This is a genomic window from Nocardia sp. NPDC059154, from assembly GCF_042755705.1.
In the GTDB taxonomy this organism is placed as follows: domain Bacteria; phylum Actinomycetota; class Actinomycetes; order Mycobacteriales; family Mycobacteriaceae; genus Nocardia.
This window is the reverse complement of sequence record NZ_JBHZCS010000016.1, coordinates 62,877-86,214: the sequence shown is the minus strand read 5'-3', so window position 1 is coordinate 86,214 and position 23,338 is coordinate 62,877. Positions and strand designations below refer to the sequence as shown.

The 23,338-nt window shown below is 69.0% G+C and carries 17 protein-coding genes; 10 read left to right on the top strand and 7 right to left on the bottom strand.

The window, feature by feature from the left end; all coding sequences use genetic code 11:
• Positions 1–4 precede the first annotated feature (4 nt).
• Positions 5–496, top strand: coding sequence for a ribonuclease E activity regulator RraA (rraA, locus tag ACFXN1_RS16345; protein WP_379392990.1), 492 nt, complete (start codon positions 5–7; stop codon positions 494–496).
• A gap of 189 nt (positions 497–685) precedes the next feature.
• On the opposite strand, the gene ACFXN1_RS16340 is transcribed toward rraA, so the two are convergent.
• Positions 686–907: an RNA-binding S4 domain-containing protein gene (locus tag ACFXN1_RS16340; RefSeq protein WP_033085219.1), complete on the bottom strand. Its 222-nt coding sequence runs from the start codon at positions 905–907 to the stop codon at positions 686–688.
• Between the two features lie 100 nt (positions 908–1,007).
• Here ACFXN1_RS16340 and lysX point away from each other — a divergent pair, with 100 nt between their 5' ends.
• From lysX to ACFXN1_RS16320, 4 genes are all read left to right on the top strand, one after another.
• Positions 1,008–4,382: a bifunctional lysylphosphatidylglycerol synthetase/lysine--tRNA ligase LysX gene (lysX, locus tag ACFXN1_RS16335; RefSeq protein WP_379438098.1), complete on the top strand. Its 3,375-nt coding sequence runs from the start codon at positions 1,008–1,010 to the stop codon at positions 4,380–4,382.
• Positions 4,383–4,495: 113 nt separating this feature from the next.
• Positions 4,496–4,696 carry a hypothetical protein gene (locus tag ACFXN1_RS16330; protein ID WP_379384644.1) on the top strand — a complete coding sequence of 67 codons (201 nt, stop codon included), beginning with the start codon at positions 4,496–4,498 and terminating at the stop codon, positions 4,694–4,696.
• Between the two features lie 43 nt (positions 4,697–4,739).
• Positions 4,740–5,357: a histidine phosphatase family protein gene (locus ACFXN1_RS16325; protein WP_379438101.1), complete on the top strand. Its 618-nt coding sequence runs from the start codon at positions 4,740–4,742 to the stop codon at positions 5,355–5,357.
• Positions 5,358–5,470: 113 nt separating this feature from the next.
• Entirely contained in the window at positions 5,471–5,812 is a 342-nt protein-coding gene (locus ACFXN1_RS16320) for a hypothetical protein (protein ID WP_379438103.1), read from the top strand.
• 105 nt (positions 5,813–5,917) lie between these two features.
• Here ACFXN1_RS16320 and ACFXN1_RS16315 read toward each other — a convergent pair whose 3' ends face one another.
• From ACFXN1_RS16315 to gltB, 5 genes are all read right to left on the bottom strand, one after another.
• Entirely contained in the window at positions 5,918–6,820 is a 903-nt protein-coding gene (locus tag ACFXN1_RS16315; protein WP_379438104.1) for a cutinase family protein, read from the bottom strand.
• 259 nt (positions 6,821–7,079) lie between these two features.
• On the bottom strand, positions 7,080–8,093 hold the full coding sequence (locus tag ACFXN1_RS16310; protein WP_379392979.1) for an alpha/beta hydrolase: 1,014 nt from the start codon (positions 8,091–8,093) through the stop codon (positions 7,080–7,082).
• 42 nt (positions 8,094–8,135) lie between these two features.
• Positions 8,136–8,840 carry a hypothetical protein gene (locus ACFXN1_RS16305; protein ID WP_379392977.1) on the bottom strand — a complete coding sequence of 235 codons (705 nt, stop codon included), beginning with the start codon at positions 8,838–8,840 and terminating at the stop codon, positions 8,136–8,138.
• Between the two features lie 246 nt (positions 8,841–9,086).
• Positions 9,087–10,556 (bottom strand): glutamate synthase subunit beta, encoded by a 1,470-nt coding sequence (locus ACFXN1_RS16300; RefSeq protein WP_379438106.1) that lies wholly within the window; start codon positions 10,554–10,556, stop codon positions 9,087–9,089.
• A gap of 74 nt (positions 10,557–10,630) precedes the next feature.
• Positions 10,631–15,280 (bottom strand): glutamate synthase large subunit, encoded by a 4,650-nt coding sequence (gene gltB / locus ACFXN1_RS16295; protein ID WP_379438108.1) that lies wholly within the window; start codon positions 15,278–15,280, stop codon positions 10,631–10,633.
• An 881-nt stretch (positions 15,281–16,161) separates the two neighbouring features.
• Here gltB and ACFXN1_RS16290 point away from each other — a divergent pair.
• A complete protein-coding gene (locus ACFXN1_RS16290) occupies positions 16,162–18,012 on the top strand; it encodes a DUF4407 domain-containing protein (RefSeq protein ID WP_379438110.1) in 1,851 nt (616 codons plus the stop codon).
• 71 nt (positions 18,013–18,083) lie between these two features.
• Here ACFXN1_RS16290 and ACFXN1_RS16285 read toward each other — a convergent pair whose 3' ends face one another.
• Entirely contained in the window at positions 18,084–19,652 is a 1,569-nt protein-coding gene (locus ACFXN1_RS16285) for an MFS transporter (RefSeq protein WP_379392969.1), read from the bottom strand.
• A 78-nt stretch (positions 19,653–19,730) separates the two neighbouring features.
• Here ACFXN1_RS16285 and ACFXN1_RS16280 point away from each other — a divergent pair, with 78 nt between their 5' ends.
• The 4 genes from ACFXN1_RS16280 to ACFXN1_RS16265 all read left to right on the top strand — a co-directional run bounded on the left by ACFXN1_RS16280 (position 19,731) and on the right by ACFXN1_RS16265 (position 23,337).
• The gene (locus ACFXN1_RS16280) at positions 19,731–20,303 is read left to right on the top strand and encodes a TetR/AcrR family transcriptional regulator (RefSeq protein WP_379438111.1); all 573 of its coding nucleotides are present in this window, start codon (positions 19,731–19,733) and stop codon (positions 20,301–20,303) included.
• Between the two features lie 75 nt (positions 20,304–20,378).
• A complete protein-coding gene (locus ACFXN1_RS16275) occupies positions 20,379–21,254 on the top strand; it encodes a hypothetical protein (protein ID WP_379438112.1) in 876 nt (291 codons plus the stop codon).
• The gene (locus tag ACFXN1_RS16270; protein WP_379438114.1) at positions 21,251–22,342 is read left to right on the top strand and encodes a DUF4129 domain-containing protein; all 1,092 of its coding nucleotides are present in this window, start codon (positions 21,251–21,253) and stop codon (positions 22,340–22,342) included. Before ACFXN1_RS16275 ends, ACFXN1_RS16270 begins: the two co-directional genes overlap by 4 nt.
• Entirely contained in the window at positions 22,318–23,337 is a 1,020-nt protein-coding gene (locus ACFXN1_RS16265; protein ID WP_379392963.1) for an AAA family ATPase, read from the top strand. The genes ACFXN1_RS16270 and ACFXN1_RS16265 overlap by 25 nt, the downstream gene beginning before the upstream one ends.
• Position 23,338 lies beyond the last annotated feature (1 nt).

Here is a 23,338-nt window from a genome sequence, read left to right as displayed (position 1 = left end):
TCCCGTGACCGAATCAGCGAACGCCATTGCCACCGCCGACCTCGCCGACGAGATCGGCCCCGAGATCCGCAGCTGCGACACCCAGTTCATCCAGTTCGGCGGCCACGAAGTCTTCGCCGGCCGCATCGTGACCATCCGGACCTTCCAGGACAACCTGCTCGTCAAGCAGACCCTCGGCGAACCCGGCGAGGGCCGCGTGCTCGTCGTGGACGGCGGCGCGAGCGTGCACACCGCACTGGTCGGCGACATCATCGCGGGCCGCGGCGTCGACAACGGCTGGGCCGGGGTCGTCGTCAACGGCGCGGTCCGGGACTCGGCCATCCTGCGCACCCTGCCCATCGGCATCAAGGCGCTGGGCACCAACCCGCGCAAGAGCACCCAGACCGGCGCGAATGCCGAGAAGGACGTCACCGTCGAATTCGGCGGCGTCACCTTCGTTCCCGGCGACATGCTCTACAGCGACCATGACGGCGTCGTCGTTCGCAGCGAGGATTGACCCAACTCTCGGGAAGCTCTCAGGGGTAACGGCGTCCGTACCCCCGAGAATGGGGAGCCGGGGGCCCAGCCCCCGAGCCCCCGCGGGAGTCACGCCGCCGGCAACCCGCAGGGAACGCGGTGAGCCCGGCCGCGCGGGGCGCAGACCGAACCCCTACGGATCCGGGAGTACCTTGCCCGCGAAGCGCGCTCAGCCGCCGGTGACCCGGGCCTTGTGCCCGGCCAGTGCCACCACATCGCCCGCATGTAGCTGGCGACCCCGACGCAGCTCCACCTCGTCGTTGACACGAACCAGGCCCTGGGCGATAACAGTCTTGGCTTCCGAACCGGAATCGATGAGGTTCGCCAGCTTCAGGAACTGGCCGAGTCGAATGACATCGTCTTCGATCGGGACATCGACTGGATCCGACATGGGGTACATCCTCACCCGCGGCCGTCTCCACACCAAACGCCGCCCCCACCACCAGCCGCCACGCGGCGGCCACGAGACACGAACCGGGTTCTGAGTGCATATGGGCAACGGCAACATTCACACTGGTGCAGTGACTTCGACGCAGGATCTGCCGCCCCACGACTCCGAGCAGAGACCGGAGCCGCGATCGCCCGAGGTGCCACACCGCGGGCACGGCCGGCTGCGCGAGGTGCCGCATATCGCGGGCACCACGCTCGGCGTCTTCTCGGTCCTCTGCTTCGCCTGGAGCATCTCGCCCGGGCTGCGGTTCCTGACCTCGCACCTACGCCACTTCGTCGACACTTACTACTTCGACGCCCCCGACACCTCACTGGTGTGGGCGCTGGTGGTGGGTCTGCTGGCGGGCGCTACCGCCAGCCGCAAACGGATCGCCTGGTGGCTGCTGGTCGGGTACATGGCGGCCTTCGCGCTCGCCAACGCCCTCGACTTCGCCGCCGAGGGCGACATCAATGCCCTGGTGGCGTTGATCATTCACGTCGTGGTCATCGGCGTGCTCATCGCCGCGTGGTCCGAGTTCTACACCCACGTGCAGCGCGGCGCGGTCTGGCGCGCGCTCGGCGTGCTGGCCGGCGGGCTCGCGCTGGGCTGCCTGGTCGGCTGGGGACTGGTCGAACTGTTCCCCGGCAGCCTGCCCGACCACACCGAACGCGCGCTGTGGGCGGTGTCCCGGGTCACCGGCGCGATCCTGGTCTCCAACGAGGACTTCGACGGGCACCCGCCGCACCTGGTCAACCTGCTACTCGGCCTGTTCGGCGCCATCGCGCTGCTGGCGGCCGTCATCACCCTGTTCCGGTCGCAGCGCTCCTCCAACGCACTGACCGGGCTGGACGAATCCGCCATCCGCGGGCTCATCGAACGCTCCGACGTCGAGGACTCGCTCGGCTACTTCGCCACCCGCCGCGACAAGGCCGTCGTCTTCGCGCCCAGCGGCAAGGCCGCCGTCACCTACCGCGTCGAACTCGGCGTGTGCCTGGCCTCGGGCGACCCCATCGGGCAGAAGGAGTCCTGGGGTCACGCCATCGACGCCTGGCTGCGGCTGGCCGACCAGTACGGGTGGGCCCCGGCGGTCATGGGCGCCAGCGAGATCGGCGCGACCGCCTACCGGCGGGCCGGACTGTCCGCGCTGCGGCTGGGCGACGAGGCCATCCTCGAGACCCGCGGTTTCTCCCTCGCCGGACCCGATATGAAGCCCGTCCGCCAGGCCGCCAATCGTCTTGCCAAGCAGGGCATCACGGTGCGGGTGCGGCGGCACCGGGAGGTCACGCCCGAGGAGATGGCCGACGTCGTGCGGCGCGCCAACGCATGGCGCGACACCGAGACCGAACGCGGCTTCTCCATGGCCCTCGACCGGCTCGGGGATCCGCTGGACGGCGACTGCCTGCTGGTCGAGTCCGTCGCCCCCAACGGCCAGGTGCTCGGCATGCTGTCGTTCGTGCCGTGGGGCCGCACCGGCGTCTCCCTCGACCTCATGCGCCGCGACCGCACCGGGCCCAACGGGCTGGTGGAACTCATGATCTCGCGGCTCGCCCTCACCTCCGAGCAGTACGGCATCACCCGAATCTCGCTGAACTTCGCGGTCTTCCGGGCAGTCTTCGAGGAGGGCGGCCGCATCGGCGCCGGCCCGGTGCTGCGCCTGTGGCGCGGCGTGCTCATGTTCTTCTCCCGCTGGTACCAGCTGGAGGCCCTCTACCGCTCCAATGTGAAGTACCAGCCGGAATGGGTGCCCAGGTTCTCGCTGTTCGAGGAACGCCGGCACCTGCTGCGCGTCGCCACGGCCAGCGCGCTCGCCGAAGGCTTCCTGCCCCGCATCGGCCGCGAACACGACGCCTCCGCGCACACCGGTCTGCGGCCCTCGGTGCCGCCCACCATGACCGGCCTGCACGCCGACGGCAGCCCGCCCGACCTGCCGCCGGAGGAGCTCGAGGAGCAGGGCCCGCGCCGCCCCGAACAGGTGCGGGTGCGCATGGACAAGCTGGAGAAGCTCCAGGAATCCGGCGTCGAGGCCTACCCGGTCGCCTACCCGCCCACCCACACCGTGTCCGCCGCCCGCGGCTGCCCGCAGGGCACCACGGTGCGAGTCTGCGGGCGACTGTTGCGGATTCGCGACTACGGCGGCGTCATCTTCGCCGTGCTGCGCGACTGGTCCGGCGACATCCAGCTGCTCATCGACCGCAGCCGGGTGGGCGCCGACCGCAGCGAGTCGTTCACCGAATTCTTCGACCTGGGCGACCTGGTCGAGGTGAGCGGGCAGATCGGCCGCAGCCGCCGCGGCGAACTCTCGCTGCTCGCCCAGGACTGGCGGATGATCGGCAAATGCCTGCACCCGCTGCCGGACAAGTGGAAGGGTCTGTCCGACCCGGAAGCCCGAGTGCGGCAACGCTATGTCGACATGGCCATCAACACCGATATCCGCGAGGTGATGGCCAAGCGCAGCGCGGTGGTGCGGTCGCTGCGAGACACCCTGCACGGCTGGGGATTCCTCGAAGTCGAGACCCCCGTCCTGCAGCAGGTGCACGGCGGCGCCAACGCCACCCCGTTCACCACCCACATCAACGCCTACGACCTCGGCCTGTACCTGCGCATCGCCCCCGAGCTCTACCTCAAGCGACTGTGCGTGGGCGGCATGGAGAAGGTGTTCGAACTCGGCCGCGTCTTCCGCAACGAGGGCGTGGACTACAGCCACAACCCCGAGTTCACCATCCTGGAAGCCTATGAGGCGCACAGCGATTACGAACGCATGATGCACGCCTGCCGCCAGCTCATCCAGGAGGCCGCGCTGGCCGCCAACGGCAAGATGGTGGCGTTGCGCCCCGGACCCGACGGCGCCGTCACCGAGGTGGACATCTCCGGCGACTGGCCGGTCAAGACCGTGCACGGAGCCGTCTCCGAGGCGATCGGCGAGACCATCACCCCGGAGACCGACGAGGAGCGGCTGCGGCTGCTCTGCGAGAAGGCGGGCGTGCCCTTCCAATTGGGCTGGGACGCGGGGCAACTCGTGCTCGAGATGTACGAGCACCTGGTGGAATCGGCCACCGAGGAACCCACCTTCTACATCGACTTCCCCACCTCCGTCTCCCCGCTCACCCGCGCGCACCGGCACATTCCGGGCGTCACCGAGCGCTGGGACCTGGTGGCCTGGGGCGTCGAATTGGGCACCGCCTACAGCGAATTGACCGATCCGGTGGAACAACGCCGCCGCCTCACCGAACAGTCCATGCTGGCCGCCGGCGGCGACCCGGAGGCCATGGAACTCGACGAGGACTTCCTGCAGGCCCTCGAACACGCCATGCCCCCCACCGGCGGTCTCGGCGTCGGCGTGGACCGGGTGGTCATGCTGCTGATCGGCCGCAGCATCCGCGAAACGCTGCCGTTCCCGCTCGTGAAACCCCGTACCGCACAGAGCGAATCCCGGTAGGGACCAGGGAAAACCCTGATTCCCCGGGCCGGATCCCCGGTTAATCTGGGATGCGGCCCGGGGCGGGCCCACCGGCCACACGGATTGGGGTATCCATGCACTACCTAGATCTCATGACCCAGGCGACCCTGCTGGACCACCACGTGTGGACCCACCCGGACACCTGGAACGCCGCCCTCGAGAACACCGCCGCCCGCCGCACCAGCAGCCGGCGCGGCACCAGCTTCTGGGGCTTCCTCGCGGTCTGCTGCATCGGCATCGTGGTGCTGGTGCTCGGCATCGTCTACCTGATGAGCCGCCGCAAGAACCGCTAGCCCCCGCGGCGCACCGCGGGCGGGGTGCGGCAGAGTGGTGGGCGTGCAGTTGATCCTCGTCCGCCACGCCCAGCCGCAACGAGTCCTGGCCGAATCCGGCCACGCCGACCCGGATCTCACCGCGATCGGCCTCGAACAGGCGGGCCGGGTCCCGGCCGCACTCGCCCACCACCGCATCGCCCGCGTGGTCAGCAGCCCGCAACTGCGGGCCCGCGAAACCGCCCGGCCCACCGCGGAGAAGCTCGGACTCGACATCGACGTCCTCGACGGGCTCGCCGAGTACGACCGCGACCTGCCGATATACGTCCCGATCGAGGACGCCCAGCAGGAATTCCGGGAAACCTACGCGCGCATCAAGGCCGGGCACCTGCCCGAGCAGATCGACGGCGACGCCTTCATCGGCCGCGTGCGCGACAGCATCGCGAGCATCGTGGCGGCCGCCGAGCACACCGACACCGTGGTCGTCTTCGCGCACGGCGGCGTGATCAACGTGCTGCTGCAGGAGGTGCTGGGCCTGGCCCGCCCGCTCACCTTCCCCATCGACTACTGCTCGATCACCCGGATCCTGTACTCGCGCACCGGCGGCCGCACCGTGGCCACCGTCAACGAGAACGGCCACGTCTGGGACCTGTTGCCGCGCATGCAGCGTCCGCGCCCCTAGACGCTCAGCGGACTCCCAGCCGGATCCCACACCGTTCCAAGGGCCGGCGCCTTCGATGGGAACTCGAGAGCCGCTCCCCTCGCGGCCCCCGATCCCGACAGAAAGGCACCACGATGTCCACCATCAAGCCCCGCCGCCGTCTCGCCCTGCGCCTCGCCGCGGCCGGTGCCCTGGCCGCCATCCCGCTCGCCGTCGTCGCCCTCCCCGCGAATGCCGCGACCCCCGACGACGCCGCCACCCCGGCCGTCGCCCAGCAGATCGACGACCACGGCCCCTGGGATCACGACCGTGACCACCACCGCCACGACCACGACAACGACGGCGGCTGGAACAACGGCGACAACGGCTGGAACAACAACGGCGACAACGGCTGGAACAACGGCGACAACGGCTGGAACAACAACCCGGCTCCGGCCCCCGCCTGGCTGCCGCCCACCGGCTCCTTCGGCATGTAACCCGGCCGGCGACGACCTCATCGGCTCGGACACCGAAAAGGCCGCTCCCAATGTGGGAGCGGCCTTTTCAGGTTTCGCGGGCCCGGCTCACCGCCGGGCCGTCCGCTACGCGTTGGTCGCGATCCAGTTGTGCATCCAGGTCAGCGCGGTCTGGCCGCCGCCGACGCCGTAGCTGCCGTAGCTGGTGTGCTTGCCGCTGCGGTAGAACTGCTCGAGCTGGTGGGCGTACTCGCTGTCCGGACCGTCGGCCAGCTGGGCCTGCAGCGTCGGCAGACCGCCCTGCGCCATCAGGTCGTTGAGGATGGACCCGAGTTCGAGCTGGGTCTGCCACAGGTTGAAGTTGTTCGGGTTGGACGACTGCGCCAGGAAACCCGCGAAGCGGGTGAGGAAGTCGGTCTCCTCGGTGGAGCAGTACAGGTCGCCGAGGGCGCACACGGTGCGCACCTTGTCGCTGATCCAGCCGAAGCCGCCGACCCGCACCCCGCCCGCACCCGCGCCGGGGGCGATCGGGCCGATCTGGGCGTCGGTGGGCGAGCGGCGGGGGTCGGAGATCAGCGCGACCGCCGCAATGCGATCCGGCGGCACCACGCCGTGGCCGCTGCCGATCTCGGCGGCGAGATCGCCGGCCGCGTCGGCGCCCTGGCTGTAGCCGGTGATGGCGATCCTGGTGCCCGGGCAGCGCGCGCCCATGTCCTGCACCAGACCGCGGGCATTGTCGACGGCTTCCTTCTTGGAGGCGGCGTAGACGTCGCCCTCCCAGGGGAAGGCGGTGGCCGCGTAGGTCACATAGTCGACCTCACCGGGCAGTCCGTCGGTCACCCCGGCCAGCATGCCGGGCTTGGGGTCCTTGTCGTGGCCGGTCTCCCAGGTGCCGGGCACGGCGACCGTGTAGAGACTCGGGCAGCCCGCACCGGGGGCGGCCGTAGCGGGACCGCTGCCCAGGACGATTCCCGACATGAGCACGCTCGCCGCTGCCCCCGCAGCCGCGACAACATTCTTCAACCGCATACTGCTCCAGTTCCCGCTTGTGCCGGGACAGGTTGCGTGTCCCGATTCCGGATCATGGTGCGGTCGCCGGATGACAGTCCGGTGCACTGAGGGTTAACCCAAGTAACCGCCCCGTATGAGTCGACTGGAACAGACCGAATGACGAGATCGGCGACACACCGCCGACAAGCATAAGGGGGCCTATTCGACCATGCCAGGCGAGTCGGCGAAGACGTCCGATTTCCGGCCGAAAGTTGTGCCGGAAGCCACATTTCGGACCTCAGCCCTGCAATGCCGCCTCGAGCATCGGCCACGACCGATGCAGCGCGTCCTGCCAGTAGCGCCAGGAATGCGTTCCGGCAGGGCTGAATTCGACCTGCGCGGGGATCCCCAACTGGCCGAGGCGATCTGCGAGCTGGTGCGTGCACCCGTTGGTCGCGGCCTCGATCACGCCACCCAGGATGATCTGGTTGGCCAGCGTCGCCGGCCGCCCGCCGATCGAGGGCGAATCGAGGGTGTCCATCGGCCCGGGCAGACCGGTCGAACTCGAGATGAACAGCGCCTTCCCGCGCAGGGCGGCGGCATTGAGCACGGCGTCGTGCTGCTGCCAGTCCGGGTCGCCGGGCTCGCCCCACATATTGCGGGAATCGGCGTCACCGCGGTCGAGGACGAGCTGGATGTACCGGCGGCTGTTCTCGTCGGCGGTGGAGGCGCAGCCACTGTAGGAGGCGACCGCCCGGTACCGATCGGGGGCCGCGATGGCCAGATTCAACGCGGAGGTCGCCGACATCGACACGCCCGCTACCGCGTTCGCACCGGAGGCGTGCAGCACCGAATCCAGGATCGGCGGCAGTTCCGCGGTCAGGAAGGTCTCCCATTTCTGGCGGCCCAGACTCGGGTCGTCTTTCTGCCAGTCGGTGTAATAGGAGAATTTGCCACCGATCGGGGAAACAACATTCACGTTCTTGTCCGCGAAGAATTGCACGACATCGGTTTGGCGATACCAGGTCGCGGCATCCTCACCACCGCCCGCGCCATTCAGCAGATACAGCGTGGGCCGCGGCACACTGTTGTCGAACGGGGTAATCACCTGAAGTGTGATCACCCGGTCCATCGCGGCCGAATAGACCGAGATCTCCTCTTGCCGCTGGCCGGGCCGATCGATCGAAACCAGATGGGATCCGGCGGAATCATCCGCCGTGGCCGTACCGATGGTCCCGGGTGCGGACGACATTGCCAGGGAGAGTGCAATTGCCGAGATCGCGGCGAGCGCCGAGAGCTTACCGGTGAGCATCGGTACGGTTTTCCTATCGATCGAATCGGCCCGGAACGGGAATCAGCTGCCGATGTACTTGCGGATCGCGTCCGACAGGATGGTGCTGAGCGAACCGGTCGAGCTGAGCTGGCCGTCGGCCGAGCCGAGGCCGTTGTTGTTCAGGCTGCCCAGCGCGCTCTCGCCGACGGTATTGGCGCGGGCGGTGAAGCACGCGGTCAGGTTGGGGAGCTCGTTGCTGACACCGACGGTGCCGGCGACGCCGATGCCACCGCTGGTGACCTGCTGACCGGCCGAGAGGTTGGTCGGAACCGGGTAGGTGATGTCGAGGGTCACCGGGTTACCGGAGTTCACGAACCAGCCCGTGCTGGTCACCTTCCAGCCGCCGGCGTTCGGCTCCGGGGTGACGTCTTCGGTGCGCTGACCGCCCGCCAGGTGGTAGGCGGTGATGCTGGCCTTGACCGGCGCGCCGAAGCCCGACGGCGGGTAGTCGGTGATGGTGTTGACGTACGGGTTACCGATACCCGTGGTGCCGACGACGACCTTGTAGGTCACCGTGGTGCCGACGCCGATCGAGTCGAGGTTGGCGCTCTTGTCGTAGGTCATGGTGATACCCACGGTGCTGATGTCATTCTTGGTGGCATGCGAGCTCAGGGCACAGGTCGCATCCGCTGACGCGGCGCCCGTCTCCAGCGTGGTCATGCTCAGGCCCGCGAAAACCATTGCGGCAGAGGTCGCGATCGCGGCCGCACGGCGATTACGGAACATATTTTCCTCCAAGTGTCCCGAGATCCTCCGGGACCGATCCATACTTACCGAGCGCTGCGGACGACTCGGAGGGTGGACTCCACACGGGGAGTAAGTAAACAGGTGTAACTGGTCCCCTGTCCAGGGTTTGACAAAACTGCTCCCAGTTACTGACTAGTACACATTTCAGATCGTTTCCCTGCATAACAAAAGCGCTCCCGGACCGAAGTCCGGGAGCGCTCTTCAGGGTTTCAGCTCAGCGCTGGATCACCGCTGGGCGACCATGGTCGGGGTGATCGGGGACGGCAGCGCCGTCTCACCCTCCAGGTACTTGTCCACCGCGGACGCACACGCACGACCCTCGGCGATGGCCCACACGATCAGCGACTGACCGCGGCCCATGTCACCGGCGACGAAGACGCCGGGCACGGTGGTGGCCCACTCCTTGTCGCGCATGACATTTCCGCGCTGGTCGTAGCCCACGCCCAGGCCCTCGAGCAGACCGTTCTTCTGCGGTCCGACGAAGCCCATGGCCAGCAGCACCAGGTCGGCCTCGAGGGTGAAGTCGGTGCCCTCGACCTTCTCGAAGCGGCCGTTGACCATCGACACCTCGTGCGCCTGCAGCCCGGTCACCTTGCCGTCGGCGCCGATGAAACGCTCGGTGTTGACGGAGAACACGCGCTCGCCGCCCTCCTCGTGCGCCGAGGAGACGCGGTACATCAGCGGGTAGGTCGGCCACGGGGTCGAGTCGGCCCGCTGCTGCGGCGGACGCGGCATGATCTCGAACTGGTGGATCGTCTCCGCACCCTGCCGGTGCGAGGTGCCCAGGCAGTCCGCGCCGGTGTCACCGCCACCGATGATGACGACCTTCTTGCCGCGCGCGTTGATGCGCGGCAGGCCGTCCTCGTCGGTGATAGGGTCGCCCAGCTGCACCCGGTTGGCCAGCGGCAGGAACTCCATGGCCTGGTGGATGCCGTCCAGGTCGCGGCCCGGGATCGGCAGGTCACGCGCGATGGTGGCGCCACCGGCGAGCACGACCGCGTCGAACTGCTCACGCAGCTGCTGGGCCGTGATGTCCACGCCCACGTTCACGCCGGTCTTGAAGATGGTGCCCTCGGCCTCCATCTGCGCGATGCGGCGGTCGATGAAGCGCTTCTCCATCTTGAATTCCGGGATGCCGTAGCGCAGCAGGCCGCCGATGCGGTCGTCGCGCTCGAACACGGTCACGGTGTGGCCGGCCCGGGTCAGCTGCTGGGCGGCGGCCAGGCCCGCGGGGCCGGAACCGACGACCGCGATGCGCTTGCCGGTCAGGCGGGTCGGGTAGACCGGGGTCACCCAGCCCTCGTCGAAACCGTTCTCGATGATCTCGACCTCGACCTGCTTGATGGTCACCGGATCCTGGTTGATGCCCAGGACGCAGGACGCCTCGCACGGAGCCGGGCACAGGCGGCCGGTGAACTCCGGGAAGTTGTTGGTCGCGTGCAGCCGATCGAACGACTCCTTCCACGCGCCCTTGTACACCAGGTCGTTCCACTCGGGAATCAGGTTCCCGAGCGGACAGCCGTTGTGGCAGAACGGGATACCGCAGTCCATGCAGCGGCTGGCCTGCTTCTGCAGGGTCTCGTGGGAGAACTTCTCCTCGTAGACCTCTTTCCAGTCCAGCAGTCGCAGCGGAACCGGACGGCGCTTGGGCAGTTCCCGGGAAGTGTGCTTCAGGAAGCCTTGTGCGTCACCCATTTACGAACTCCTGACTAATGCGCAGCGCGCACGGAACAACGACAGTGGTGCTGCGTTGCACCGCCAAGGTGAGGTCAGCCACGAGCTGCCTCCATGATCGCCTCGTCGACATTCCGGCCGGCCTTCTCGGCCTCGGAGATGGCGAGCAGGACCTTCTTGTAGTCGCGCGGCATGACCTTCGCGAACTTGTTCACCTGCTGCGACCAGTCGCCCAGGATCTTGTCGGCGACAGCGGATCCGGTCTCGTCGCGATGCTGGACCACGATGTCGTGCACGATCTGCGCGTCCTCGGCCGACAGCTGCTCGAGGTCGACCAGCTCGGTGTTGAGGTTGGCCTCGAAGGTGCCGTTCGGGTTGTAGACGTAGGCGATACCGCCCGACATGCCGGCGCCGAAGTTGCGGCCGGTCTCGCCGAGGATGACCACGCGGCCACCGGTCATGTACTCGCAGGCGTGGTCGCCCACACCCTCGACGACCGCGGTGGCGCCCGAGTTGCGGACGGCGAAGCGCTCGCCGGCCACACCGCGCAGGAACGCCTGGCCACTGGTGGCGCCGAACAGGATCACGTTGCCCGCGATGATGTTCTGCTCCGCGACGAACGCCTCCGGCGCGTCATCGGACGGGCGCACCGTGATGCGGCCACCCGAAAGACCCTTGCCGACATAGTCGTTGGCGTCACCGACCACCCGCAGGGTGATACCGGCCGGGACGAACGCACCGAACGAGTTACCGGCGGAACCGATGAACGTGATGTCGATGGTGTTGTCCGGCAGGCCGACTCCGCCGTAGAGCTTGGTGACCTCATGGCCGAGCATGGTGCCGACGGTCCGGTTCACGTTCGTGATCTTGGATTCGAACTTGACCGGCTTGCCGCGCTCCAGCGCGTCCGCGGACTGCGCGATGAGCTCGTTGTCCAGCGCCTTGTCCAGACCGTGGTCCTGGTCCTTGGTGCGGCGGCGGTCCTGGAACATGAACGCCGTCTCGACGTCGTCCAGGATCGGCGACAGGTCCAGCTTGGCGGCCTTCCAGTGCGCCTTGGCGGCGGTGGTGTCGAGCAGGTCGACCCGGCCGATGGCCTCGTCCAGGGTCCGCAGACCCAGCGACGCCAGCAGCTCCCGCACCTCTTCGGCGATGTAGAGCATGAAGTTCTCGACGAACTCCGGCTTGCCGGTGAAACGCTCACGGAGCACCGGGTTCTGGGTGGCGACGCCGACCGGGCAGGTGTCGAGGTGGCAGACGCGCATCATGATGCAGCCCGAGACCACCAGCGGAGCGGTCGCGAAACCGTACTCCTCGGCGCCCAGCAGCGCGGCGATCATGACGTCGCGGCCGGTCTTCATCTGACCGTCCACCTGCACCACGATGCGGTCGCGCAGACCGTTGAGCAGCAGGGTCTGCTGGGTCTCGGCGAGGCCGAGCTCCCAGGGGCCACCCGCGTGCTTCAGCGAGGTCAGCGGCGACGCACCGGTGCCACCGTCGTGGCCGGAGATGAGCACCACGTCCGCGTGCGCCTTGGAGACACCCGCGGCGACGGTGCCGACGCCCGGCTCCGCGACCAGCTTCACGTGAATCCGCGCCTGCGGGTTCGCGTTCTTCAGGTCGTGGATCAGCTGCGCCAGATCCTCGATCGAGTAGATGTCGTGGTGCGGCGGCGGCGAGATCAGGCCGACGCCCGGCGTCGAGTGCCGGACCTCGGCGACCCACGGGTACACCTTGTGGGCCGGCAGCTGGCCGCCCTCACCGGGCTTCGCGCCCTGCGCCATCTTGATCTGGATGTCGGTGCAGTTGGTCAGGTAGTGCGCGGTCACACCGAAGCGGCCCGAGGCCACCTGCTTGATCGCGGACCGGCGCCAGTCGCCGCCCTCCTCCGGCTCGAAGCGCGCCGGGTGCTCGCCGCCCTCACCGGAGTTGGAGCGCCCGCCGAGGCGGTTCATGGCGATGGCCAGGGTCTCGTGGGCCTCGGCCGAGATGGAGCCGTAGCTCATCGCACCGGTCGAGAAGCGCTTCACGATCTCCGACGCCGGCTCGACCTCGTCGATCGAGATCGGGTGCCGGTGCTCGGACTTGAACTTGAACAGACCACGCAGCGAGGCGAGACGCTCCGACTGGTCGTCGACCAGCTTCGTGTACTCCTTGAAGACCTTGTACTGACCCGAGCGGGTGGCGTGCTGCAGCTTGAACACCGTGTCCGGGTTGAACAGGTGGTACTCGCCCTCACGACGCCACTGGTACTCGCCGCCGATCTCGAGCTCGCGGTGCGCACGCTCGTTGCGGTTCTCCAGGAACGCGACCCGGTGCCGCTGCGCGACCTCGTCCGCGATGTCGTCCAGGCCGATGCCGTCCAGCGGCGACTTCAGACCGGTGAAGTACTCGTTCACCAGCTCCTGCGCCAGGCCGACGACCTGGAACAGCTGCGCGCCACGGTAGGAGGCGATGGTGGAGATGCCCATCTTGGACATCACCTTCAGCACACCCTTGCCGGCGGCCTTGTTGTAGTTGTAGACGGCCTTCTTGAAGTCGGCCGCGTGATCGCCGGTGCTGCCAGGCATCTGCAGCGCGCCGCGCTCCAGCATGTCCTCGATGGACTCGAAGGCCATGTACGGGTTGATGGCCGCCGCGCCGAAGCCGACCAGCATGGCCATGTGGTGCACCTCGCGGGCGTCACCGGCCTCGATGACCAGGCCGACCTTGGTGCGGGTGCGCTCCCGGACCAGGTGGTGGTGCACCGCGGCGGTCAGCAGCAGCGACGGGATCGGGGCCAGCTTCTCGTTGGACTCGCGGTCGGACAGCACGATGATGCGCGCGCCGCCGTCGATGGCCGCCGAGACCTGACGCTGCACGGCCTCGAGGGCCTTGCGCAGCCCCTTGCCGCCCTTCTTGACCGGGTACAGGCCATGCACCACGACCGAACGCAGTTCGGGACGCGAGCCGTCGTCATTGATGTGGACCAGCTTGGAAAGCTCGTCGTTGTCCAGGATCGGCTGGGTCAGGGTGATCTGACGACAGGACTCCGGTCCCGGGTTCAGCAGGTCGGCCTCCGGGCCGATCATGCTGCGCAGCGAGGTCACGACCTCTTCGCGGATGGCGTCCAACGGCGGGTTGGTGACCTGCGCGAACAGCTGCGAGAAGTAGTCGAACAGCAGGCGCGGCCGCGCCGACAGCACCGCGATCGGGGTGTCGGTGCCCATCGAGCCGAGCGCCTCGCCACCGGTCTGCGCCATCGGCGAGACCAGCAGGTTCAGTTCTTCGGTGGTGTAGCCGAAGATCTGCTGACGGATCAGCACGCGGTCGTGCGACATGTGCACGTGCGGGCGGTCGGGCAGGTCGCTCAGCTTGGTCGGGCCCTCGTCCAGCCACTGCTGGTACGGGAACTCGGCGGCCAGCGAGGACTTGACCTCGTCGTCGCTGATGATGCGGCCCTGCGAGGTGTCGACCAGGAACATGTGGCCGGGCTGCAGGCGCTTCTTGTAGACGACCTTGGCCGGGTCGATGTCGAGCACGCCGACCTCGGAGGCCAGCACGCACAGACCGTCCTCGGTGACCCAGATGCGGCCGGGGCGCAGACCGTTGCGGTCCAGCACCGCGCCGACGACCGTGCCGTCGGTGAAGCACACCGAGGCCGGGCCGTCCCAGGGCTCCATGAGGAAGGAGTGGTAGCGGTAGAAGGCGCGCTGCTCCGGGGTCATGGACTCGTGGCGCTCCCACGCCTCCGGAATCATCATGAGCACGGCGTGCGGCAGGCTGCGGCCGCCCAGGTGCAGCAGTTCGAGCACCTCGTCGAAGCGCGCGGTGTCCGAGGCGCCGGGGGTGCAGACCGGGAAGATCTTCTCCAGGCGGTTGTTGCCCGCGTGGTCGGTGCCGAACACGTTGGAGTTCAGCAGCGCCTCACGCGCCCGCATCCAGTTCTCGTTGCCGGAGACGGTATTGATCTCACCGTTGTGGGCGACGCGCCGGAACGGGTGCGCCAGCGGCCACGACGGGAAGGTGTTGGTGGAGAAGCGCGAGTGCACGATGCCCAGCGCCGACTCGACCCGGTCGTCCTGCAGGTCCAGGTAGAACGCCCGCAGCTGCGGGGTGGTGAACATGCCCTTGTAGACGAAGGTCTCGCCGGACAGGCTCGGGAAGTAGACCGACTCCTTGCCGGTCGCGCCCTCGCCGGCACCCGACTTGCCGAGCTCGTGCTCGATGCGCTTGCGGACGACGTAGGCACGACGCTCCAGGTCCATGCCGGACAGCTGCTCGGCGCCACCCTTGGGCGAGGCGATGAAGATCTGCCGGAAGGTCGGCATGGCGTCACGCGACAGCGCGCCCAGCGACGATCCGTCGATCGGGACCTCGCGCCAGCCGAGGACCTCGAGGCCCTCCTCGCGCACGATCTTCTCGACGCCGTACCCGGCGCGGGCGGCCTCGCGGCGGGCCTGCGGCAGGAAAGCGATACCGGTGGCGTACGAACCTTCGGCAGGGAGCTCGAAGTCGACGACAGCACGGAAGAACTTGTCCGGGAGCTGGATCAGGATGCCCGCGCCGTCACCCGAGTTGGGTTCGGCACCGGCGGCACCACGGTGCTCCAGGTTCAGCAATGCCGTAATAGCCTTGTCGACGATGTCGCGGCTGCGGCGGCCGTGCATGTCGACGACGAATGCGACACCACAGGCGTCGTGTTCATTCGCCGGGTCATAGAGCCCGATGGGTCCAGGGGACCTGTGGCCAGGAAGTTGCGTCATGCCTCTGCCTTCACAAAAAACAGGCCTTCGAAGAATGCGGCCTTCGTCGAACGCCTCCGGTCTGGACTGCGTCCGGACGTTCGGAGACCAGCGGCGCTGATGGTCATTCCGTGCAGTCAACTTTGCAGTTGTCCACCCGCTTCGATTACCTAGTCGGGTGCTCGGTGGTAACGGAACCCTTACGTCTTCGCTACACACCGCGCAGGTCTCGCCCGCTAGGCTGAGCACCGATCGGGCCTCTGACCGTATGGGGAGATATGCCGAATTGTGTAGTTCGGCGTAAGAGCAAACGATAAGTCAGGACTTGAGCCCAACCAACTTAGGTTGTACTAATTCCAGGTTCTAGCTGGGCTTCTTCATCGGTCCTCCAACACACGCGCGTTCTCCAGTGTAAGGCAGGGGTGCACGTGCGTTTCAGTTGAGTTCACCACTGCATCGCACGCACGCGAGGACTCCGGCCGGGCGGTCCAGCGCAGCTCCAGACTGCCTCTCACCTGCAATGAATCAGATTTCCCCACAATGGGACCCGGCAAACCGGGCGTTGGCGGGCTAACTTTCCGGACAAGTTCCGTCGCCGCGGCGGCCGTCCGGGATACATGGGCAGGTAACCTGCGGACCGTACGGAATTTTTCCTGAATGTGGGATTCAGCACACATTCAGCAAACCGTAAATCCGCCTGCTAGCCGCGTTTTCCGGGCCATCCGAGCCGGTCCACGCGTGATCAACACCACGTCACACGCCCGAAACGTGGCATTGTGAGCCTGGCCACATCCCAGCCGCCGCGGTCGATGGAACAGGTGTACGCCTGTCACGCTGAGACAACGAATCAGCGACGGTTTCGAGAAGCCGAATCACCCGGGACTCAGAGGATGTGAACTCCCATGACCGTTCACCATGTCCCCAGGTCCGCCGGGCTCGGCGCCTTGCTGGTCTGGCTGGGCGGCGCACAACCGCAGCTCACCGACGGGCCCGAGCGCGGCGGCTACACCGTCACCGGCGCCGTGGTGGCGCTGTTCGCGGGCACCGCGGGCGCCGTCACGGCCGCCGCGACGGGAGCGGCGCGCTGGCCGGTCATCGCCATCGTGGCGGTCGCGCTCATCGCGACCGTACTGATGGGGGCCATCGCCCGGGCGCTGGCCACCACCGCCACACCGGATCGCCGGGAGAATCGCCGGGCGGTAGCCGAATTCGGCGGCCGCATCGCGGTGGCAGTGCTCGCCGGGGTGGTGATCGCCGAATTGGCCTGCACCATCCTGTTCTCCGGCACCGTGAACCGGCTGCTCGACGAATCCGCCCAGCACGCAGTGGAATCCGCGCCCGCCGTGGTCTCCGCGCGCACCGAGCTGGAGCAGGCCAGGACCGATCGCACCGCGCTGGACCAGCAGATCACCAAGGCGCAGAACGACGTCACCAATGCGCTGATCATCGCGCGCTGCGAATTCAACCCGGGGGCGGACTGCCCGCAGAACATGATCACCCGGGTGCCCGGGCGCGGTCCCGAGGAGCGCACCGCCAACCAGATGCTCGACGATGCCCGCAACCAGCTCAGCGCGGCGCAGGGCAAGGTCGACGGGCTCGACGCCAAGGTCACCGAGAAGGACAGGGCCCTCGCGACGGCCCGCAAGGCCGCCTACACCGACGGCGACCGCGGGCTCGGTGCGCGCTGGGTGGCCATGAACGACTACACCACCGGACATTTCGGGCCGTTCGTGTTGCGGCTGGCCGTGTCCGTGCTCATGATCGTGCTGGCCCTGCTGCCGCTGCTGCTGCGGTGGTGGCGGGGTGAGACGGCGTTCGACCGCACCGTCGCGGTCCGTACCGCCACCGACCGCATCGACCAGGCCGCCGCCACCGCCATCGCCGTCAAACAGGCCGAGGTGCGCGTGGAGACCGAGAGCCTGCGCGCCGAACAACAACTCACCGCCGCGCGGCTGGCCGCACATGCCGACACCGCCATCGACCGGGAACGGCAGCGCACCCGCATCATCGCCGCCATCGGCAATTTCGAGATCGGCGTCACCGAACCCGCCCAGCGCGCGATCGCCGAATTCGACAATGCCACCAGACATGAACTCCCGGCCGGCCCGGCCGGGGATCGAAAGGACAGCACCGTGTCCCAGGAGGGGATCGTGACACAGTCGCCGAACCTGCCCGCCCAGCTCACCTCCGGGGCCCTGGCCCCCGCACCGCAGGGTGGGGCACTCGTCCCCGCCGTGCCGGTCGCGCAGCCCGCGAACAAGGGCGGTGGGCTGGAACTTCCGATCATCGGGACGGTGCCGTTCACCGACACCGCCGCCCGCTGGATCCGTCCGCTGGTGCCGTCCTTCGTGGCCAATGCCATCGACACCGCCACCCACCCGCTGCGCACCGTGCGTCAGGCGTTCGAGGAGGCCGAGGAGATCACCTTCACGCTGCGCCGCACGCGCAAGGTGACGGTGGATTCCCAGGATTCGGCGGAGCAGCAGCACCAGCAGGCCTACGCCCAGCCGCAGTACGGCTACCTCCCGCAGGGCGCCCCGCAGCAGGTGCATGCCCAGCGGGTGGCCGCGAGCGTGGTGGATCAGCCCTACGCCCAGTACCCCTCCTACTCGGCCCTCCCCCAGGGCCAGGTGGTGGACCCCGGCTATCCGCTGCCCTCGGGCCCGCAGCACGATGCGCTGGCGGCACGCCGCAACCCCGAACTCGACTACCGCAGCCCGCGCGAACTGCCGCCGGGCAGGGGCCGGCAGTAGCCTTCCGAAACCCACTGTGGCCCGGAATGTTTCACGTTGAACACGGAAACATCCGGGCCACAGCCTTTCGATCACGCCGCCGGCGACTTCCGCGTTGCCGAGCGGTAGGCGACGACAGCGGTCAGGACCAGGATGGCCGCCGTGGAGGTGGCCGCCAGGTGGATGCCGCTGACGAAGGCGGAGTGCGCCGAGTTCAGCAGCTCCCCGGCCGCGGGTTGCGGTAGGGCGCGCGCGGTTTCGATCGCGCCGCCCAGCGACTCGCGGGCCGCGTCCGCCTGGCCGGACGGGACGTGCGTCAGGTCCAGACCGCGGCGGAAGGCCGCCATGACGGCACTGCCCAGCACGGCGACGCCGAGGGCGATGCCCATCTCCATGGCCGTCTCCGAGATGGCGGCGGCATTACCGGCGCGCGCCTCGGGCGCGGTGCTGACGATCATGTCGGCCGAGACCGTCAGGGCCACGCCCTCACCCAGGCCGATCAGCAGGAAGCCGACGATGAACGGGGTCACCGAGCCCGAGGGATCGGTGGGCAGCAGCCAGTAGAGGCCCGCGCCGATCGCGACGGTCACCAGCGAGCCCGCGAGCACCGTCGCCGCACGCCAGTAGCGGACCAGCCAGGCCGCGGCCAGCGCACCCAGCATGGAGCCGATGGTGCCCGGAATGAGCAGCAGACCGGCCGCCAGCGGCGACTTGCCCAGCACCAGCTGCAGGTACTGCGAGCCGAAGAACAGCACGCCGGCCAGCGCGAACACCGACAGCAGGTTGGTGAACACCGCGGCCCTGAAGGCCGGCAGCCGGAACAGGTCCAGGTCGATGAGCGGGGCGGACAGGCCGCGCTGCCGGCGCACGAACACCACGCCCGCGACCACGCCGACACCGGCGCTGATCAGCAGGTTCAGGCTCGGGCCGTGGGCCGCGAACTCCTTGACCGCGTACACGATCGGGATCAGGGCCAGCATGGACAGGCCGGCGCTGATCAGATCGAAGCGGCCGGGGTTGGGGTCGCGCGACTCCGGTACCAGGACCGGGGCCAGGACCAGCAGCAGCGCCATGACCGGCAGGTTCACCAGGAAGACCGAGCCCCACCAGAAGTGCTCGAGCATCCAGCCACCCAGCAGCGGGCCGAAGGCCGCGCCGGAGGCGGCCATGGCGCCCCAGACCGAGATGGCCAGGGTGCGCTGGCGGGCGTCGGCGAACATGGACCGGATCAGGCCCAGCGTGGCGGGCATCAGGGTCGCACCGGCGACACCCTGCAGAACGCGTGCGGCAATGAGCATCTCGGGGTTGACCGCCCAGGCCGCGACGGCCGAGGCCAGGGCGAATCCGGCCGCGCCGATGAGCAGCAGGCGGCGGCGGCCGATGCGGTCGCCGACGGTGCCCATGGTGACCAGCAGGCCCGCGAGCACGAACGAGTAGACGTCGATGATCCACAGCAGCTGCGGCGTGGTGGGCGCGAGGTGCGCGCTGATGGCCGGGACCGCCAGGTCGAGCACGGTGGCGTCGACGGAGATCAGCAGCAGCGCGAGCGCGAGAACGCCGAGCCCGGCCCAATCCCTGGGCCGGGCCTTCGGCGGCACCGCGGTGGGCTGCCGGTCGATGGTCACGGGAGTTCCGGAACGTGCGGTCGCGTGGGTGCTCATGAGCTTTCTCTCTCGGTGGTGAACCGTCCAGACGGTACAGTAGCATGCTGAACCGTCCAGACGGTACAGTCAATCGTCGTGACCACACGCGATCCCGCAGGCACCCGCGATCGGATCCTCGACGCACTCGAAACCCTGCTGCTCGACAAGGGCCTGTCCCAGGTGACCCTGGACAATGTGGCAGCCACCGCGGGCGTCTCCAAGGGCGGGCTGCTCTATCACTTCAAGAGCAAGGACGCACTGCTCGCCGGACTGCTCCGCCGCGTCACCGACCGGGCCGATCAGCAGGTGAGAGCCGCGGAGGCACAGGGGCGCTCGGTGGCCGAGTGGTATCTGCAGGCTCCGCATCCCGAGGACGACGCCGACGCCGTCGAGCTCGCCCTGTACCGATCGATGCTGGCCGCCATGCGGAGCGTCGACGCGCCGCAGGACGCCGCGCGGGCGGAGACCGACCGGGCCCTCACCGAGGTGATGGGGTCCTGGAAGACGGCCCTGGACAACGAGATCGAGGATCCGGTGCGGGCCGAGATCGTGCGCCTGGTCGGCGACGGCGTCTATCTGCGCGCCCTGCTGGGCCTGCCGCCGATCGAACCCGGGCTATACCGCCGGATCGTGGCCCGGCTGCTGGAGACCGGCACACCCACCGCCTGACACCCGGGGTGCGAAGTTCGCCGCCCGGACGCGCATCGGGCGACCGAAGACGCTGGTCCGGATAGACTCGGCCGCGTGTTGCCGACCGCCGCCGACTCCGTCGGTTCGCCGACCGGCTCGGTGGGGGAACCGACTTCTACCGAACCGGTGGTTGTGCCGATTCGCCCGATGCAGTTCCGCGAACTCCTCGACCTCCCGTTCGCGCTGATCCAGGCGCGGATCAAGACCCTGGCGGGCCTGCTCGGCGTCGCCGTGCTGGTCGCCTCGGTGGTGGCCGTGGCGGGCACGGTGCTCGCGGCCGTCGCCAGCGGGAATTCCGACCGCGGCACCCTCTGGGGCGCGGTGCTGGTCACCCTGCTGTGCGCCTGGTCGGTCCGCTTGTTCGTCCGCGGGGTGACCGTGCCGATCGGGTTGGCGGTGGTGTACCGCAGGCCGGCGACCTGGCGCGGGGCGCTGCGGCGGCTGGCCGCGGAAGCCGGTCCGCTGCTCGGCTATCAGGTGATGTACACGCTCATCGGTATCGGCGTGCTGGCGGTCGGCACTCCCCTGCTGTTCACCGTGCCGCCCGCGGTGATCTGGCTGGCCTGGCTGCGCGGGCGGCGATTCACGCTGGTGCCCACCATCTTCGATCAGTCGGCCACCTACGGCGTGGCGGCGCGACGCGCGAAACTGCTTGCGGGCGGGACGGAATGGCAGCTGGTCGGGCTGTGGCTGTACCTGCGCGGGCTGCTGCTCGTGCTGGTGGTGCCGCTGCTGGCGCTGCCGCAGTTCACCGCCGAATTCTCCGGCACCCGGCGCTGGACGGTGACGGTGCTGATCATCGCCGCCACGCTGCTCATCGTGGCGGTCGCGGAGCTGGTCGAGTCCTCGACGCAGGTCGTCACCTATGTCGACCGGCGTTGCCGCCGCGAGGCCTGGGACATCCGGGTGCCCGGCGGGAGCGGCCGATGACCGGGACCGACCGGGCGCCCGGGCCGGAGATCGCCGGTGCCGCGCCGAATCTCGTCGGCGCGGCTCCGCCCGAGCCCGCTCTGGGTCCGGCCGCCACGCACCTGGCCGCGGCCGAAGAAGCCGCCCGGCGGGGCGATTTCGGTGCCGCGCTGCGCGAGCGGTACCGCGCCGTCACCCGCGGGCTGGAGCAGCGCGGCATCCTCGACGAGGAGCGGGCGCGCACGGCCCGGGAAACCGCGCGGGCCGCCACCGCGGCGATCCCCGACGCGGTCGAACTGCCCTCGGCGGCACACAGTTTCGACGAGGTCGTCTACGGCGGCCGCTACGCCACCGAGGCGGAGTACCGGCAGCTGGAACAGGCCGACCGGTACTCGATCGCGCCGCCGCCCAAGGCCGGCCCGGCCGAGATCACCGAGCGGCGCCGGACCCGTAAGACCAAGGTCGCCAAGCAGAAGGAGGACCGCGAGCGCGCGGAACTGCCGCAGCTGCTGAAGGATTGGCGCTTCTGGGCCGCGGTCGTGGCCGTGCTGGCGGTCGTGGTGCTGGTGTACGTGCTCACCCATGCCGGGTCCGGACCGTCGACCCCGCCGCCGACCCACGCGCCGCCGCCACCGTCGAATCCGCCGCCCAACCGGCCGGACGTGCCGCCGCCGAACTTCGGCGCGGGCAGCGACTCCATCTTCCAGCAGCTGCCGGGCCGGCTGGCCTTCGGCGGTCTGCAGTTCCTCATCGCCTGGGTCGCCGTGCTGTGGTGGCGCGGCCGCCGCCGCGGCGCCATCGTGCGCGAACCGCTGCCGGTGGAGGCCCCGGCCCACGAGCTGCTCGCCGGACAGGCCGGGCTGTACCGGAAATCTCGCGATCACGAGCACGTGGCCGCCAAACTGCGGGCGGCGTCGCTGCGCCGGCTGCGGCCCGCGCTCGGCGTCACCGCGGACACCCCGGCGGAACTGGTGGTCGGGTCCATCACGGCCCGCACCGGCGCGGACCCGGCCGTCATCCGCGCCACCCTGTACGACCCGGTCGCCGATCGGGTCGCCCTGGAACTCGTGGCCGCACAACTCGAATGGATCGAAGCGGAGGTCTTGTGACCGAACTCTCCCAGGACGTCGTGGACACCAACCACGCGCCCACCGCCCAGGACGCCCAGCAGGCGCTGCTGGCGCTGCGCGCCGAGATCGGCAAGGCGGTGGTCGGCAACGACCACGCCGTCATGTTCCTGGTGCTGGCGCTGCTGTGCCGCGGCCACGTACTGCTGGAAGGCGTTCCGGGCGTGGCCAAGACGCTGCTGGTGCGCGCCCTGGCCACGGCGCTGGATCTGGAGCACGCCCGCATCCAGTTCACCCCCGACCTGATGCCGGGCGATGTGACCGGCTCGCAGATCTACGATCCGCACTCGGCCGAGTTCACCTTCCGCCGCGGCCCGGTGTTCACCAACCTGCTGCTGGCCGACGAGATCAACCGCACCCCGCCGAAGACGCAGTCGGCGCTGCTGGAATCCATGGAGGAGCGCCAGGTTTCGGTGGACGGCGTGCCGCAGCCGCTGCCGGATCCGTTCGTGGTGGTCGCCACCCAGAATCCGATCGAGCAGGAGGGCACCTATCCGCTGCCGGAGGCGCAGCTGGACCGATTCCTGTTCAAGGTGGACGTCCAATTGCCCGGGCGCGATGACGAATTCCGCATCCTGCAGCGGCACGCGGCGGGCTTCGACCCACGCGATCTGAACGCCGCCGGTCTGCGCCCGGTGGCCGGTCCCGCGCACATCGCGGCCGCCCGGGCCGCCGTCGCGCAGGTGGCCATCAGCCCCGAGGTGCTGGCGTACACCGTGGACCTGTGCCGGGCCACTCGCACCTCCCCGGCCGTGGCGCACGGCGCGTCCACCCGCGGCGCGACCGCGCTGATGGCGGCCGCACGGGCCTTCGCCTGGCTGAACGGGCGCGCCTATGTGACGCCCGACGATGTGAAAGCCGTTGCGACGACGGTGCTCCGGCACCGGCTGCACCTGCGGCCCGAGCACGAGGTGGAGGGCGTCACCGCCGAGGGCGTGCTGGCCTCGCTGCTGATGTCCGTCCCCGTTCCGGTGTAGA

Bases quoted from the DNA above. Each gene is read 5' to 3' on its own strand.
- ACFXN1_RS16340 (WP_033085219.1), bottom strand. From the start codon at position 907: ATGTCGGATCCAGTCGATGTCCCGATCGAAGACGATGTCATTCGACTC.
- lysX (WP_379438098.1), top strand. From the start codon at position 1,008: ATGGGCAACGGCAACATTCACACTGGTGCAGTGACTTCGACGCAGGAT.
- ACFXN1_RS16330 (WP_379384644.1), top strand. From the start codon at position 4,496: ATGACCCAGGCGACCCTGCTGGACCACCACGTGTGGACCCACCCGGAC.
- ACFXN1_RS16320 (WP_379438103.1), top strand. From the start codon at position 5,471: ATGTCCACCATCAAGCCCCGCCGCCGTCTCGCCCTGCGCCTCGCCGCG.
- ACFXN1_RS16315 (WP_379438104.1), bottom strand. From the start codon at position 6,820: ATGCGGTTGAAGAATGTTGTCGCGGCTGCGGGGGCAGCGGCGAGCGTG.
- ACFXN1_RS16310 (WP_379392979.1), bottom strand. From the start codon at position 8,093: ATGCTCACCGGTAAGCTCTCGGCGCTCGCCGCGATCTCGGCAATTGCA.
- ACFXN1_RS16305 (WP_379392977.1), bottom strand. From the start codon at position 8,840: ATGTTCCGTAATCGCCGTGCGGCCGCGATCGCGACCTCTGCCGCAATG.
- ACFXN1_RS16300 (WP_379438106.1), bottom strand. From the start codon at position 10,556: ATGGGTGACGCACAAGGCTTCCTGAAGCACACTTCCCGGGAACTGCCC.
- gltB (WP_379438108.1), bottom strand. From the start codon at position 15,280: ATGACGCAACTTCCTGGCCACAGGTCCCCTGGACCCATCGGGCTCTAT.
- ACFXN1_RS16290 (WP_379438110.1), top strand. From the start codon at position 16,162: ATGACCGTTCACCATGTCCCCAGGTCCGCCGGGCTCGGCGCCTTGCTG.
- ACFXN1_RS16285 (WP_379392969.1), bottom strand. From the start codon at position 19,652: ATGAGCACCCACGCGACCGCACGTTCCGGAACTCCCGTGACCATCGAC.
- ACFXN1_RS16270 (WP_379438114.1), top strand. From the start codon at position 21,251: ATGACCGGGACCGACCGGGCGCCCGGGCCGGAGATCGCCGGTGCCGCG.
- ACFXN1_RS16265 (WP_379392963.1), top strand. From the start codon at position 22,318: ATGGATCGAAGCGGAGGTCTTGTGACCGAACTCTCCCAGGACGTCGTG.